General features: G+C 68.3%; 14 protein-coding genes and 1 pseudogene. 4 read left to right on the top strand and 11 right to left on the bottom strand.

What is annotated here, in order from left to right:
- Positions 1-4 precede the first annotated feature (4 nt).
- A complete protein-coding gene (gene pheT, locus CXQ96_RS11860) occupies positions 5-2,548 on the bottom strand; it encodes a phenylalanine--tRNA ligase subunit beta (RefSeq protein WP_104118253.1) in 2,544 nt (847 codons plus the stop codon).
- Positions 2,548-3,627: a phenylalanine--tRNA ligase subunit alpha gene (gene pheS / locus CXQ96_RS11855; RefSeq protein WP_104118252.1), complete on the bottom strand. Its 1,080-nt coding sequence runs from the start codon at positions 3,625-3,627 to the stop codon at positions 2,548-2,550. Before pheS ends, pheT begins: the two co-directional genes overlap by 1 nt.
- Positions 3,628-3,827: 200 nt before the next feature.
- Here pheS and CXQ96_RS11850 point away from each other — a divergent pair, with 200 nt between their 5' ends.
- Positions 3,828-4,328: a DUF4157 domain-containing protein gene (locus CXQ96_RS11850; RefSeq protein WP_146070871.1), complete on the top strand. Its 501-nt coding sequence runs from the start codon at positions 3,828-3,830 to the stop codon at positions 4,326-4,328.
- Here CXQ96_RS11850 and pcp read toward each other — a convergent pair.
- Positions 4,306-4,944, bottom strand: coding sequence for a pyroglutamyl-peptidase I (gene pcp, locus CXQ96_RS11845; RefSeq protein WP_104118251.1), 639 nt, complete (start codon positions 4,942-4,944; stop codon positions 4,306-4,308). The genes CXQ96_RS11850 and pcp overlap by 23 nt on opposite strands.
- Positions 4,945-5,012: 68 nt before the next feature.
- Between pcp and CXQ96_RS11840 the strand changes: the two genes are divergently transcribed.
- Positions 5,013-6,074 carry an Rv2578c family radical SAM protein gene (locus tag CXQ96_RS11840; protein ID WP_104118250.1) on the top strand — a complete coding sequence of 354 codons (1,062 nt, stop codon included), beginning with the start codon at positions 5,013-5,015 and terminating at the stop codon, positions 6,072-6,074.
- Between the two features lie 16 nt (positions 6,075-6,090).
- Here the strand turns inward: CXQ96_RS11840 and CXQ96_RS11835 are convergent, their stop codons facing one another.
- From CXQ96_RS11835 to CXQ96_RS19055, 3 genes and pseudogenes are all read right to left on the bottom strand, one after another.
- Positions 6,091-6,546, bottom strand: coding sequence for an NUDIX domain-containing protein (locus CXQ96_RS11835; protein ID WP_104118249.1), 456 nt, complete (start codon positions 6,544-6,546; stop codon positions 6,091-6,093).
- Positions 6,547-6,598: 52 nt separating this feature from the next.
- On the bottom strand, positions 6,599-6,847 hold the full coding sequence (locus tag CXQ96_RS18430; protein ID WP_181036442.1) for a hypothetical protein: 249 nt from the start codon (positions 6,845-6,847) through the stop codon (positions 6,599-6,601).
- 224 nt (positions 6,848-7,071) lie between these two features.
- Positions 7,072-7,432 (bottom strand): annotated as a pseudogene (locus CXQ96_RS19055) (glutamate-cysteine ligase family protein); the annotation flags it as partial.
- A gap of 380 nt (positions 7,433-7,812) precedes the next feature.
- Between CXQ96_RS19055 and CXQ96_RS11820 the strand changes: the two are divergent.
- On the top strand, positions 7,813-9,117 hold the full coding sequence (locus CXQ96_RS11820) for an MFS transporter (protein ID WP_104118247.1): 1,305 nt from the start codon (positions 7,813-7,815) through the stop codon (positions 9,115-9,117).
- Here the strand turns inward: CXQ96_RS11820 and CXQ96_RS11815 are convergent.
- The 4 genes from CXQ96_RS11815 to infC all read right to left on the bottom strand — a co-directional run bounded on the left by CXQ96_RS11815 (position 9,091) and on the right by infC (position 12,087).
- Positions 9,091-10,089 (bottom strand): RNA methyltransferase, encoded by a 999-nt coding sequence (locus CXQ96_RS11815; protein ID WP_104118279.1) that lies wholly within the window; start codon positions 10,087-10,089, stop codon positions 9,091-9,093. The two genes, CXQ96_RS11820 and CXQ96_RS11815, sit on opposite strands and share 27 nt — an antisense overlap.
- 44 nt (positions 10,090-10,133) lie before the next feature.
- Entirely contained in the window at positions 10,134-10,523 is a 390-nt protein-coding gene (gene rplT / locus CXQ96_RS11810; protein WP_055772447.1) for a 50S ribosomal protein L20, read from the bottom strand.
- 90 nt (positions 10,524-10,613) lie between these two features.
- A complete protein-coding gene (gene rpmI, locus CXQ96_RS11805; RefSeq protein ID WP_104118246.1) occupies positions 10,614-10,808 on the bottom strand; it encodes a 50S ribosomal protein L35 in 195 nt (64 codons plus the stop codon).
- Between the two features lie 103 nt (positions 10,809-10,911).
- Entirely contained in the window at positions 10,912-12,087 is a 1,176-nt protein-coding gene (infC, locus tag CXQ96_RS11800) for a translation initiation factor IF-3 (RefSeq protein ID WP_258059086.1), read from the bottom strand.
- Positions 12,088-12,401: 314 nt separating this feature from the next.
- Between infC and CXQ96_RS11795 the strand changes: the two genes are divergently transcribed.
- Positions 12,402-12,851: a DUF1844 domain-containing protein gene (locus CXQ96_RS11795; RefSeq protein WP_104118278.1), complete on the top strand. Its 450-nt coding sequence runs from the start codon at positions 12,402-12,404 to the stop codon at positions 12,849-12,851.
- 241 nt (positions 12,852-13,092) lie between these two features.
- Here the strand turns inward: CXQ96_RS11795 and CXQ96_RS11790 are convergent, their stop codons facing one another.
- A complete protein-coding gene (locus CXQ96_RS11790; protein WP_104118244.1) occupies positions 13,093-14,394 on the bottom strand; it encodes an MFS transporter in 1,302 nt (433 codons plus the stop codon).
- Between the last annotated feature and the right edge of the window lie 8 nt (positions 14,395-14,402).

The following is a 14,402-nucleotide window of genomic DNA, read 5'->3' as shown; positions in this document are numbered from 1 at the left end:
GGTGTCAGCGCTGGACGGCGCCGAACCGTTCCGCCGCAAGCGCTACTGCGGCGTCGCGAGCGGCGCTGGCCTCCTCCGCCGTGAGCGTGCGGTCAGGTGCCCTGAACCGGAGCGCGAATGCGAGCGATTTCCGGCCCTCGCCGATGCCATGGCCCGTGTACACGTCGAAGAGGCTGACGTCCTCGAGGAGCTCGCCCGCCCCCTCGCGCAGCGTCTCGAGGACGTCGCCCGCTACCACTCCGGACTCGACGACGAGCGCCACGTCCTGGGTTGCCGGCGGATAGGTGGACAGCGGCCGCGCGACGATCACGTCGGCTGCGGCGTCGAAGAGCAGGTCCGCGTTGATCTCGAGGGCGACCGTCCGGGCGGGAAGGTCCTGTGCCGCGATCAGCTTCGGGTGAAGCTCCCCGGCGTAGCCCAGCACCTCGCCGCTGCGCAGCGAGAACTGCGCCGTGCGGCCCGGGTGGAACGCCTGGTGGCTGCCCTGCCGCACGACGACGTCGACGCCCGTGACCTCCGCCATGAACTGCACGACGTCGACGGCATCGGCCCAGTCCCACGCGCGGGGCATGACGCCGGCCGAGGGAGCCATGTCGTGACCCGTGAACAGGGCGGCGATCGTCTGCGGCTGATCCGGGATACCGGCGTACAGAGCATCGAGGACGTCGTCGTCGGGCTTGATCCCGAGCGGCGGAATCGACGTCGTCCCGAGGGATTCGCCCGGCAGGAACACCGCGCCGGACTCGAACAGCGCCAGGTCACGGAAGCCGCGCGAGTGGTTGCGCTTGGCGAGCTCGACGAGGCCCGGCAGGATCGACCGGCGCAGGTGGCCGAGCTCGGCGCTGAGGGGATTCGCCAGCTTCACCGAGCGAGCCGCAAGTCCCTCCTCCGGCTGCCCGAAGACGCCGTTGGCCTTCTCGCTGACGAACGGGTAGGACAGCACCTCCGTGAGCCCTGCCGAAGCGAGCGCGTTGAGGAGACGTCGGCGCTGCTGCTGGAGACGCGTCAGGCCACGGCCGGGAGGCGCCACGGGCAGGGTCGAGGGGATGGTGTCGTACCCGACGAGGCGGATGATCTCCTCCGTCAGGTCCTCGCGCGTCTCGAGGTCGGTCCGCCAGCTCGGTGCCGTGACGCGGTAGCCGCCGTCGACGGTGTCCACGGTCGCACCGAGGTCGGTGAGCGCCCCCCTGATCTGCTCATCGGTGAACTCGCGGCCGATCAGGCGTGCGGGGAAACCGGCGGCGAGCTCGATGACGCGGGGTTCGGGCGCCTGACCCACGTCGGTGACGGCGTCGTCGGCCGTTCCGCCCGCGAGCTCGAGGAGCAGCTCCACGGCACGCTGGGCCGCGACGTCCGCGACGTTCCAGTCCACGCCGCGCTCGAAGCGCTTGGATGCCTCGGAGGGCAGCCGGTGGCGGCGTCGGGAACGGCCGATGCCCACTTCCTCGAAGTGGGCGGACTCGACGAGGACACTGCTCGTGCTGTCCGAGACCTCGGTGGCGGCGCCACCCATGACGCCTGCGATGCCGATCGGGCCGGAGGCATCGGTGATGAGCAGGTCCTCGGGGTCGAGGACGCGTTCCCGGTCGTCGAGGGTGCGCAGCTTCTCCCCGGCCGTCGCGCGCCGCACCACGATGTCACCCGAGAGCTTGTCGAGGTCGTAGAAGTGCAGCGGCTGGCCGAGTTCGAGCATCACGTAGTTGGAGATGTCGACCACGAGGGAGATCGACCGGATGCCTGCGAGCCGGAGGCGCGCCGACATCCACGGGGGCGTGGGCCGCGACGGGTCGACACCGTGTACCGTCCGGGCAACGAACCTGTCGCACCCCGGCCTGCCGTAGATCGGCGCGGCGTCCTCGAGGCGCACCGGATAACCGGTACCTCTCGCCTGCGGCACGGCGACGACGGCGGCGGGATCGGTGAACTCCGTTCCCGTGGCGTGCGCGTACTCCCGCGCCACTCCGCGGATGGAGAAGCAGTAGCCACGGTCAGGGGTCACGTTGATCTCCGCGGCCTCGTCGTACAGGCCGAGCAGGTCCATGGCATCGGTGCCGACCTCCGGATCTAGCCCCAGGGTCGAGAGCACGAGGATGCCGTCGTGGTCGTCGCCGATGCCCAGTTCACGCACCGACGCGATCATGCCGGCCGACACGTGGCCGTAGGTCTTGCGGGGGCTGATCCGGAAGTCGCCGGGCAACACTGCGCCGGGAAGCGTGACGACGACCTTGTCGCCCTCGACGAAGTTGTGGGCGCCGCACACGATGCCCTGCACACCCGACGGATCGATCCCGTCGCCGGTCAGGGTCTGCTCGGCACCCTCCGGCACCACGCGCACCTGGCACCAGTTGATGGTCTTGCCGTTGGACTGCGGCTCCTTGACGAGGCTGAGGACCTGCCCGACGACGATCGGGCCTTTCAGCTCGTCGGTGGGACGGTGGACGTCCTCCTCCTCCAGGCCGACCTTGACCAGCTCGGCCATCACGTCTTCCGCGGTCGCATCCGCGGGTACGGCTGCGTACTCGCGCAGCCAGGACAGTGGGATTCTCACTAGATCTCCATCCCGAAGTGTTCGCTGAAACGTACATCGCCCTCGATCATGTCGCGCATGTCGCTGACCTCGTTGCGGAACATGAGTGCCCGCTCGATCCCCATCCCGAAGGCGAAACCGGAATAGACGTCCGGGTCGATGCCGGTGGCACGGAGCACGTTGGGATTGACCATGCCGCAGCCACCCCACTCGATCCACCGAGGCCCACCCTTGGCGCCCGGGTGCCAGATGTCGAGTTCCGCGCTCGGCTCGGTAAAGGGGAAGTAGTTGGGCCTCAACCGGACCTTGGCCTCATCACCGAAGAGCTGCTGCGTGAAGTGCTCCAGTGTGCCGACCAGATCGGCCATGGTGAGGCCCTTGTCGATGGCCAGCCCCTCGAACTGGTGGAACACCGGGGTGTGCGTCGCGTCGAGCTCGTCGGTCCGGAACACCTTGCCCGGGCACAGCACGTAGATCGGCAGTTCGCGCTCGAGCATCGAGCGGACCTGCACGGGTGAGGTGTGCGTGCGCAGCACGAGGTGGGCCTCGGGAGGTTCGACGAAGAAGGTGTCCTGCATCTCGCGGGCAGGGTGGTCGGGCTTGAAGTTCAGGGCATCGAAGTTGAACCACTCCGACTCGAGTTCGGGACCCTCGGCGATCTCCCAGCCCATGCCCACGAAGACGTCGCTGACGCGCTCCTGCAGCGTAGACAGCGGGTGGCGGGCACCGATCCGGCGACGGCGGGGAGCGGCGGTGACGTCGACCGCCTCCTCGACGAGGATCCGCGCGTCCCGCTCCGCTTCGAGTTCGGTCGCCCGGGCGGCGAGCGCCTGGTTGATCCGGCCACGCGCCGGTCCGATGTTCTTGCCCGCCGCCGACTTCTGCTCCTTCGGGAGGGCGCCGATCCCCCGGTTCGCGAGGCTCAGGGGCGACTTCTCCCCGGTGTGCGCGATCCTGACCGCCTTCAGCGCGTCGAGGTCGGCTGCGGCCGCGATGTCGGCGAGCGCTGCGTCGACGGCAGCGGTGACCGACGCGGTGTCCAGTGGATCGGGGACCTGGGCGTCGGAGCCACCTGGCCCAGCGTGGGGGGATTCGGACATGGGGATTGCTTACCTTGCACTCTCGGTGATCGGCGGACGGTCTGCGGGCAGGCCGGGCCGGGGACAGGAAAACGCCGTGTCGCAGCGTGGGCGCACCGGCGGGTCAAGTCTAGGCGACCCGCTCGGCGGCACCGCAACCGGAATGCTCCCGCAGCCCTCCTCCCCTCGTGGGACTCTGCTAGGTGCCCTACGATGACGGCATGCGTCCAAGGCTCGTGCCGCTGCTCAACTGGATCAACCTGTCGACACCGTGCGGCCTCGCCCTGGCAACCCTGTCAGGCTGCAGCGTGACCTCGGGCCCGCACGGCATCATCCTGGCGCAGGGCTACCGCCGTCGCCTGCCCAGGGCCCGGGCCTTCACCGTCGGTAGCGTGGTGCTGATGCGCGGTACTGTCCCCCGGGACGCGCCCGCCGGATTCGCACGCCTGCTCGAGCACGAGGCGCGGCACACGCGCCAGTACGCCGCGTGCCTCGGACTGCCTTTCCTTCCCGCGTACATGCTGGCCGCGGTCTACTCCCTCCTGCGGACGGGAGATCCTGCCTCTCGCAACATCTTCGAGCGGCGCGCGGGGCTCGCCGACGGCGCTTACCTCGAGCAGCCGGTGCGGCCACTCGCCGCGAGCATCCACGCCGCCCAGGCCGCCTGGACCTCGCGAAGGGCTGGGCGCTCCTCGCGGGTCAGTGCTCCGCGCCGGCGGTGACGCGCGTATCCGTGGTGGTCCCGGCCGTCGTCCTGGCGACGGCCACGAGGGCCGCGGCCATGTGCTCGATGGCGAGCCCCGGTTGCCCGTGGGCACTTCCCTGGTCCGGAGAGAAGGGGACGTGGACGAAGCCACCGCGGACACCGTCACGGCGCTGGAGAAGGTCCATCAACCCGTAGAAGAGGTGGTTGCAGACGTAGGTCCCCGCGGTCTGCGACACCTCGACCGGGACACCCAGGCGTGCCACCGCCTCGCGGCACGCCTTGATCGGCAACGTCGAGAAATAGGCGGCCGGGCCCTGGGGGACCACTGGTTCATCGATGGGCTGCCGGCCGGCATTGTCGGGAATCCTGGCGTCGTCGACATTGATGGCGACGCGCTCGATGGAGATGCGCTCGCGCCCACCCGCCTGCCCGACGCACAGCACGATCTCGGGTCGATGGTCCTCGACGGCCTCGGCGAGTACCTCGACGCTCCTCCCGAAGACGCACGGAACTTCCACGGCGACCGCCGGCATCCCCTCCGCGGACAGCAGCTCGGCTGCGAGCCACGCAGCCTGCCAGGACGGGTTCGTGGCCTCGCCGCCGAAGGGTTCGAAACCGGTCAGCAGGATCATGGTTCCAGCCTAGGCGTTCGTGCCGGCGCGTCGTGACAGGGTATTAGTACACATGTTCTAATGACAGCATGAGATGGGAAAGCCAGAAGCTCACGGACGACGGCGGGGCGGTCGAGCCCGCCCTCCTACCTCTTGCCGGACTCGTACGGACCGTGCGAACACCGGACTTCGCCGGGATCACCTTCCACGAGGTGACGGCGAAGTCAGTGCTCAACAAGGTGCCCCCTACATCGTCGATGCCGTTCTCCTGGACCATCAATCCGTTCCGCGGCTGCTCACACGCATGCGTCTACTGCTTCGCCCGGAAGACGCACAGCTACCTCAATCTCGATACCGGCCTGGACTTCGACGCTCAACTGGTCGTGAAGATCAATGCCGGCGAAGTACTGAGGCGGGAACTGTCCCGCCCGTCCTGGCACCGCGAGCATGTCGCCCTCGGAACGAACACCGACCCGTACCAGCGGGCGGAGGGACGATACCGGCTGATGCCGGGCATCATCTCGGCACTTGCGGATTCCGGCACTCCCTTCTCCATCCTCACCAAGGGCACACTCCTGGCCAGGGACATCCCCCTCCTGAAGGCCGCTGCGCAGTCGGTCACGGTCGGCATGGGAATCTCGCTCGCCCTCGTGGATCCCGTCCTGGCCGAAGCGATCGAGCCCGGCACGCCCGCACCCAAAGCGCGGCTCGAACTGATCTCCCGGCTCCGGGAGGCCGGACTGCCGTGCGGCGTCATGGCAATGCCGATCCTGCCCTGGCTCACCGACGGCGACGAATCGCTCGATCGGCTCTTCGGCGAGCTCGCGTCGGCAGGGGCGACAGGCGTGAGTGCCGGCCCACTGCACCTCCGGCCAGGGTCGCGCGAGTGGTTCATGCAGTGGCTGTCCGCCCATCATCCGCTGCTGGTCCCGAAGTACGAGCAGCTCTACGGAGGTGGAAGCTACGCGTCGAAGGAGTACCGGGAGTGGCTGTCGGGACGCGTCAGGGTCTTCCGGAAGAAACACGGGCTCACGGCAGGTGCCGGGTTCCTCCGCAACCTGTCGCCTGCGAAGGAACCGGCAGCGGCGCCCGATCCGACGCTCAGCGGGAGTCCTGCGGCGCACCGTCCGGTCCAGTCCTCATTGTTCTAGGCCGAGCGGCGATGGGTCAGGCTCTCTCGTCCACCGCGCAGGCGTCCCGTAGCGCGGCAAGGATCGGCCGGTCCGCGGGAATCCAGGGAAGCGCTTCCAGCTCCAGCCCCGGATGCAACGGCACCCACCGCAGTTCGTCGTGATCCTGGAGGGGTTCCGCTCGACCGGTCGACGCCTCGGCGAACCACACGCGCATGGCGGCACGTTCGTTCAGGGGCCACCCCTGCGCATCCGGGCCCGGGATCTCTGCGCCCAGAGTGGCCTCGATGCCCAGTTCCTCCTCGAGTTCGCGCCGCAACGCCTCCTCGCAGGTCTCCCCGGGTTCGACCTTCCCTCCCGGGAACTCCCACATCCCGGCAAACTGTGGCGGCCCTGTTCGCCGGGCGACGAGGAGTGCGGTCGGGTCGACGAGGGAGTCGACAACAGCCGCTCCGACGACCTGGAGGAGCTGGCTGGGTGCTGGTTGCGTCACCCGCCGAGTCTATCGATGGAACCCCGCGGCACCATCCGACCCCGTGGGCCGTTCAGCTTTCTTCCGGCGACGCGAGCTTGTCACCCGTGGGCGCAGTCTGGTGTTCGGGGTTGTCGCCCCGCCGGTACTCGCCATGCGGGCTCAACCCTGGTACCTGCTGACCGGCGTTCAGCTCGGTGGAGGTGAAGGTCTCCTCCGAGAATTCTGCGGCGCTCTCGTTCTCCGGCTCCTGTGGCAGATTGTTGTCCTCGCGCAGGTGCTCGCTCTGCGGCAATTGAAATGAATGCGGTGTGCAACCCATGACGTGATCCCATCTCTTCGTCCTATAGTCGATCGTTCTATGCCTACAGCCGCTGGCGCGGGTAGCCCCTGGTTCAGGAGGCGCTCGCCCGGCCCCAGCCGGCCACCCTGGCGGGGCCGGTCATCGGCCAGCGGCTCCACGCCTGCGAGCGATAGCTCGCGTACCCCGGTATCCGTGCCGTACCAGAACGATGAATTGCTCGAGAGCGCCAGCAGGACGGGCAGCCAAGCACGGATGCGGTCCAGCACGGCGACGCCCTCGTCGTCGTCCTCGACGGATACATGGACGTGGCAGCCGCAGGTCAGTTGCTCGCTCGCCGTCAGGCCGAACCTGTCCTGCATCACTTCGTACCTGGTGCCGGGCGTCGCGAGCGGGTTCGCCGGCTGCGGGGAGGTAGAGAGCTGCAGCCCTCGCTCCTACGCGTATCGCTGCCTCGTCGGCGAGGGCACGACACCGCGCGATGTCCATGGCGAGGTCGTTCACGTCATCGTGGGGACGGGTACCGGTCTCTATCTGTTCCTGCTTGATCTCGCACGTGACGCGGTCGTCGGAACACTGACCGAAGGCCTCCTGCCCGAGCGGCATGGGCTGCCCCGTGTCCGCATCGACCAGGAGGAATTCCTCCTCCACCCCGAACGTCCTCATGAGGTGGCCCCGTCGACGAGAGCAGGAACGACTCCTGCGCCGCGGGCCGTGGAACGCGTAGATGATGACATAGGGAACTCCTGAGCAGAAGGTACGAGTGGCCGCTGCTCAACCGAATCTCGTCTGCTGATCGTAAGACTGCTGATTATTCGCCTGCAAAGGCCTTTCGCACCCGCAAGTGGTTGCACAATCCGCGAAGGCCTGACCCATCACCTAGGCTGGAAGGACGACGACGACGTCCACGTCGCCGCCCACCCCACCCTGCCGCAGGGCCGACCGGCGACAAGCCTGCCCCTCACCTCCCGCCGCAAGGACACCCGATGAGTTCCCCCGTTCCCCCGTCGAGCACAGGACCGTCCGCCACCGGTACTTCCCCGAACCCTGGGGGTACCCCCGCGCAGCACCTCTCGGGACGCCGCCTCGTCCTCGCGATCGGCGCACTCGCCGTAGGAGGGTTCGCCATCGGTACGACCGAGTTCACCATCATGGGCCTGCTCGAGGAGATGCGGACGGATCTCGGCGTGGACTACGCGCAGGGAGGGCACGTGATCTCCGCCTATGCGCTCGGAGTGGTCGTGGGCGCCCCTGTCCTCGCCGTCCTCGGTGCGAAGAAGCCCCAGCGCGCGGTCGCACTGGCCCTGATGCTGGTCATCACCCTCGCCAACCTCTCGTCCTTCTTCGCGTCCGGTTTCGGCTGGATGCTCGCCTCCCGGTTCCTGTCCGGTCTTCCGCATGGCGCCTACTTCGGCGTCGCCGCCGTCATCGCCGCGTCACTCGCGGATCCCGCGCGGCGCGGCAGGGCCATCTCGATGGTGATGCTCGGCCTCAGCATCGCCAACGTGATCGGTGTCCCCTTCGCCACCTGGCTCGGGCAACAGTTCGGCTGGCGCTCGATGTTCCTTCTCGTCGGCCTGATCGGCGCAGCGACGCTGGTCCTGATCAGGGCCTTCGTACCGGACATACCGGTGCGGGCCGGCGCGAGCATCCGCCGCGAGCTGAATGCCCTGCGTCGTGTGCAGGTCTGGATGACCCTCCTGATCGGCATCGTGGGGTTCGGCGGGTTCTTCGCCGTCTACTCCTACGTTTCGCCGCTCATGACGGAGGTCGCGGGACTCAGCACGTCTCTGCTGCCCCTCGTGGTCGCGCTGTACGGAATCGGCATGGTGGTCGGCAACATCCTGGGCGGTCGATTGGCCGACCGGTCCGTCATGGGAAGCATCTACGGCGTCATGGCTGCCATCGCGGCCGTTCTGGTGCTGTTTCCCCTCGCGGCCACCCGACCGTGGAGCGCGTGTCTCTTCGTCTTCCTGGTGGGAACGAGCGGGTCGATGCTCATTCCTCCCCTTCAGGCCCGCCTTCTGGATGTCTCCCCTGGTGCGCCCTCGCTCGCATCATCACTGAACCACTCCGCGCTCAACACAGCCAATGCCCTGGGTGCGGCCCTCGGTGGCGCGGTCATCGCGGCGGGTTGGGGGTTCACCGCTCCTGCCACGGTGGGAGCGATCCTCGCCCTACTCGGGCTGGGGGTCGCCCTTGTCAGCGGAAAGCTGGAACGCCGTCGTGCCGCGATGGACACTCCGACGTCGAGCGAAGTCAGGTCAGCGGAGGCGTTGCGCGCGCGCTGAAGCGTACAGGCACACCGTGGCAGCAGTGCCGACATTGAGCGACTCCGCCTGCCCGTAGATCGGAACGGCGACGCGCGCATCTGCGGCAGCGGTCACCTCGTCCGGGAGTCCCTGAGCCTCATTGCCGAAGAACCACGCACTGGCGTTCTCCAGCCGCGGGACGGCGGGGCCTGCGGTTCCAGCGACGGCGGCGTCCGGCCCTTCGGCGGCCTGGGCGCCGAGTCCGTGTCCTTGCGCTCCGCTGTCGACCGGCTCCTGGACCGTAGCGAACCTGCGCGCGGCGCTGGTGTCCTGGAGGTCATCAAGGCTCGTGGCGCCGTACCCGTCCGCGGCGAGGACCGTCATCCCAGCGTCCCGCAGCCTCTCGATGAGGCCCTCGAGCTCTACCCCGATCACGAGCGGAAGGTGGAACAGCGACCCCACGGTGGACCTCACGGTCTTCGGATTGTAGGGGTCCACGCTGCCACTGGTCAGGATGACGGCGTCAGCGCCCGCGGAGTCGGCAGCGCGGATGATCGTTCCCGCATTGCCAGGGTCGCGAACCTCGACGAGCACGGCGACGAGGCGCGGGGCGGTGGCGAGCACATCGTCCAGCGTGACGTCGACGAAGGTGCAGACCGCGATGAAGCCCTGCGGGGTCACGGTCGACGACATCGCGGCCAGCACGTCCGGGTTCACCCGACGGACGTCGGGCGAGCCGTCCAGGGCGAGCAGGTCCGCTATGTCCTGATGCCGATCGAGCGCATCCTGCGTCGCATACACATCGACGACGACACGGCCGCCGACACCACCGCCGCTCGCTCTGCGACCGAGGTGCAGGCGAAGGGCTTCGCGCACCGCCTGAGGCCCTTCGGCGAGGAACTCGCGGCGCCTTAAACGAGACGGACGCCCGGCCAGGCGTGCCACCTCCTTCACCCGGTCTGCCTGGGTGTTGGTCATCAGTGGCGCCTGGGGGCGTCCGTTCTCACTCATCATGTACGGGTGCGCGGGCCTGCGGCCTGCAACAGCCGAATAGCCTAGGCCGAAGCCTTGAGCGGAGCCGAGGTGTCGGCAGGCAGGGCGTTCTTGGCGATCTGGACGAGCGCAGCGAATGCGGCGCCGTCAGTGACGGCAAGATCGGCGAGCATCCGGCGGTCGACCTGGATCTCGGCGGCCTTGAGGCCCTGGATGAGGCGGTTGTAGGTCAGGCCGTTGGCGCGGGATGCAGCGTTGATGCGCTGGATCCACAGGCGACGGAAGTCGCCCTTGCGCTTGCGGCGGTCACCGTAGCTGTAGACGAACGAGTGGAGCAGCTGCTCCTTCGCCTTGCGGTACAGGCGCGAACGCTGGCCGCGGTAACCCTTGGCGCGCTCGAGGATGACCCGACGCTTCTTGTGGGCGTTGACTGCCCTTTTCACACGTGCCACGTGCGTACTCCTTTTGTTCTTCTTCGGTCACGGCCGCAGCCGCAGCGCTGCACGGTTCACGCGGCGCTTTCCCGAGGGATGGATTGGTGGTTAGATGCCCAGCATCTTCTTGATGACCTTGGTGTCGGCCTTCGAGACGATCTGATCGCTCGCGAGGCGGCGTGTCAACGTCGAGGACTTGTGCTCCAGGTAGTGGCGGCGGTTCGCCTGCTGGCGCTTGAGCTTGCCGCTACCGGTCAGCTTGAAGCGCTTCTTGACGCCGCTGTGGGTCTTCATCTTCGGCATGGGAACCGATCTCCTTCAGTTGGCCGGGCGCTTGCACCCGGAATTCGGCACCCGGAGGTGCCTGCTGGTTTTCGTACGTACCCGTAGGGAGTGGGCCGGAGCCCTAGTCCGTGCTTCCGGGCTTGGGACGGCTGGTAGGGCTCTTTGTCGGAGCTGTCCTGCCGGCAGGTTTAGGGGTCGCCGACGGCTTCGGCGCTCCGGGCTTCGGCATGGCCGAAGGTTTGGCTGTGGCCGCCGGCTTCGGTGCCGCGGCCGGCTTGGCGGCCGAGGGTGCGGCAGGCGAAGCCGGTGTCGCGGGTGTAGCTGTCGCGGGCCTCGGTGCCGGAGCAGTAGCCGCCGGGCGTGACACCGCCGGACGGTCAGCGGCCGACCGGTCGACGGCCGGCCGTGACGCCGCGGGGCGCCCTGCAGCCGGACGCGATGCCGTCGTCCGCGGAGCGGACGAGGACCGGGCCGGTGCGGCCTTCGGCGCCGAAGCCGCCGCGGGTGCTGCCTGGGCCGGGGGCCTCGTAGCCGCCGGAGTCTCCGCAGCGGGAGCCATCTCGAAGACAGGAGCGTCTTCGGCGGGCGCCGCCTGCACGGGCGTCTCCTTCACAGCAGCCTCTGGCTCGCTCCTGATCGCGTAGCCCTCGGGCAGCAGATCCGCGAGGGACTGCGTCAGGGGGGCACCGCTATCGCCGGAGGTGTCGACACGCCTGGTGTCACCGCCTGTCTTGGCAGCTTCGTTGGCAGCCTTCGCCTCGGCGCGCTGGGTTTCGCGGCGAGCCTCCGCCTTGGCTTCCGCCTTGTTCTTGGTGGGACCGATCACCATGACCATGTTGCGTCCGTCGATGCGCGGCGAGGACTCGACGACTCCGACCTCTGCAACGTCATCGGCGAACTTCTGCAGCAGGCGGATGCCCATCTCGGGCCGCTGCTGCTCACGCCCGCGGAACTGGATCATGGCCTTGACCTTGTCACCAGCTCCGAGGAAGCGGATCGCGTGCCCACGCTTGGTCTCGTAGTCGTGGGTGTCGATCTTGAGGCGGAAACGAATTTCCTTCAGCACCGTATTGGTCTGGTTCTTCCGTGCCTCGCGCGCCTTTACAGCCGCTTCGTACTTGTACTTACCAAAATCCATGAGCTTGGCGACCGGAGGCTTTGCCTGCGGTGCTACCTCGACCAGATCCAGGTCGGACTCGGCGGCAAGTCGGAGCGCGTCCTCGATACGGACGATTCCTACCTGTTCGCCGGCAGGTCCGACCAACCGCACCTCGGGAACGCGGATACGATCATTGATTCTTGGCTCGCTAATGTGTGACTCCTGTGGATTCTCAATCTGGAACCGCCTGCAAACGAAAGAAGGCCTCCCATTGCATGCGCAATCGAAGGCCTCGACGGACAGTCATGAACGATGGGCGAAAGCACTGGGCTTCCTGCGCGATCATCATCATGACCGACCAGGTGACCCGGCTACCTGCAATGCGTCCAAGGGCGCACCAGGCAAACGCGGGTGGGAGAGGTCTCCGCTTGCATCCCGGCGCCCCTCCCGAAAGCTCCTGACGGAGCACGACGAGTAACAGCGACCGGTTGGTCTATGCCAAGCTTACCAGTATGAACACTCCACACGACAATCCGCACCACTCTTTCGATGACGGGGCCGCAGCGGCTTCCCGTCGCAGCTTTGCAGAGGAGCAGGAGCAGGGGGTCGCCGCGTCCGACGCGGAGCAGGACGTTCGCCAGCAGATGCGCGACATCTCCGAGGTCGCCGCGGTGGAGGTCATCGTGACGTCGGCCGTCCACCTCATGAGTGCCGCAGCCGTGAAGTGCGGCCTCGGACACGAGGAGAACGCAGAGCAGCTCAAGGACCTCGACGAGGCGCGCAAGCTGATCACGGCCCTTGCCGGCTTCGTCACTGCGGCTGCGCCCGAGATCGGGTCACAGCATGCCGGACCATTGCGCGACGGCCTCCGATCCCTGCAACTCGCGTTCCGCGAAGCGTCCATCATCGCGGACCCTCCTGGCCAGGGGCCGGGCGAGAAGTACACGGGCCCCGTCAACTGAGTTCCAGCGGTGCCCGACGCGTTCGGGCGCCGATTCCCAGCTCGGTTCCGGGCGGCGCCGTCGCGCACCGGCCTTCGGCGCCGCTTCCCCGCTCGGTTCCGGGCGGCGCTTCCGCGCTCGGTTCCGGATGGCGCTTCCGCGCTCGGTTCCGGATGGCGCTTCCGCGCACCGGCCTTCGGGTGTCCCCTTCGCCACCCCACCTGTTCGTGCAGCTCCGCGCCCCGGCCGTCCTTCCGGGCGACTAGCGCCCTGCGTGCGTGTGCTTGGCCGCGATGCCCTGGCCACCGAGGTTCCGTGCGGCGAGTCCGACCACGCCGATCAGCGCGGAGACCACGGCGACCGCGGTGAAACCGCCCCAAGGACCCGTCAGGTCGATCAGCACGCCGGCGACCGGAGCACCGAGCGCCACCCCGGACGTCAGCGCGGACCCGTACCAGCCCATCGCCTCGCCCCTCCGCTCCTCGGCGACGAGATCCGCGACCTTCTCCGAGGCCGCGGAGAGTACAGGAGCGCAGAGCAGGCCCGCCGGGATGGAGAGCAGTGCCAGTGACAGAGTGCTGTCGGCGAACCCCATCGGCAGCGTCAGCACCCCCATGCCGATGAGCAGGACCGCGGGTGCCACGGGCCGATGCAGTGCGCCGTACACCAGGCCGCCCACGACGGACGCCGCGCACCAGGCGACGAACACGAGCCCGAGCTGACTCTCGTTGCCGGAGAGCTCGAGGGCGGCGACGATCCCGACCTCCGAGCCCGACAGCACGAGGCCCGCGCCCGCAGCAATGACCATGACGACGACGAGCTGAATCGTCAGCCAGGGGAATGCGTGCCGTACCCCGCGACGGAACAGTGATACCCCGAGTCCGCCCCCGGTACCCGCGTCGCGCGAGCCGATGAGGTCGGCTGCGGCTTCGCCCACTCCTGAGGGCGCCGCCGCCGGCACCGTTCCCCCGTCGGGACGCTGCCCCGAGCGGGTCGGCGGATTGAACCACATGAGGAAGAGGCCGGCAGATGCCGTGGCGAGCCCGACGAGTGTCAGTCCGAGCACGGTCGACACCTGCGTCGCCAACACGACACCGACCGCCGGCCCGGCCATGAAGATGACCTCGGTGGAGATGGCGTCGAGGGTGAAGGCCGTGCGACGCCGGTCGCCCTCCACCAACACGCCGAGCGCCTGCCGGATGACGGAGAACGCCGGAAGGGTGAAGAGTCCGCCGACGAGTGCCGCGACGAGGAGCCACTGGTAGGACAGGTGTGGGGCGATCGACCAGATGGCCGCTTCGGCGACGACGGAGGGGATGAGCGCCCGACGCAGCCCGACCGTGTCGATCCGCCGCCCGCGCCAGGGAGCTCCGACGGCGATACCGATGGTGACGACGGCAGCGACGGCACCCGCTTCGGCATAGCCTCGATCGAGGGTCTGCACGACGTGCAGTGTCAGTAGGACACCCGCTGCGGAGTGGGGGAAGCGGGCGATCATGCCGACGATCAACAGCATGCGAACGGAGCGGATGCGCAGCAGATCCCGGTATACGGCGAAGTTCACGGCCAGTC

It is taken from the genome of Arthrobacter sp. B1805 (assembly GCF_002929745.1).
Taxonomy (GTDB): domain Bacteria; phylum Actinomycetota; class Actinomycetes; order Actinomycetales; family Micrococcaceae; genus Arthrobacter_D.
Note: the sequence above shows the minus strand (reverse complement) of the source record. Positions and strands in the feature narration are given on the sequence as shown.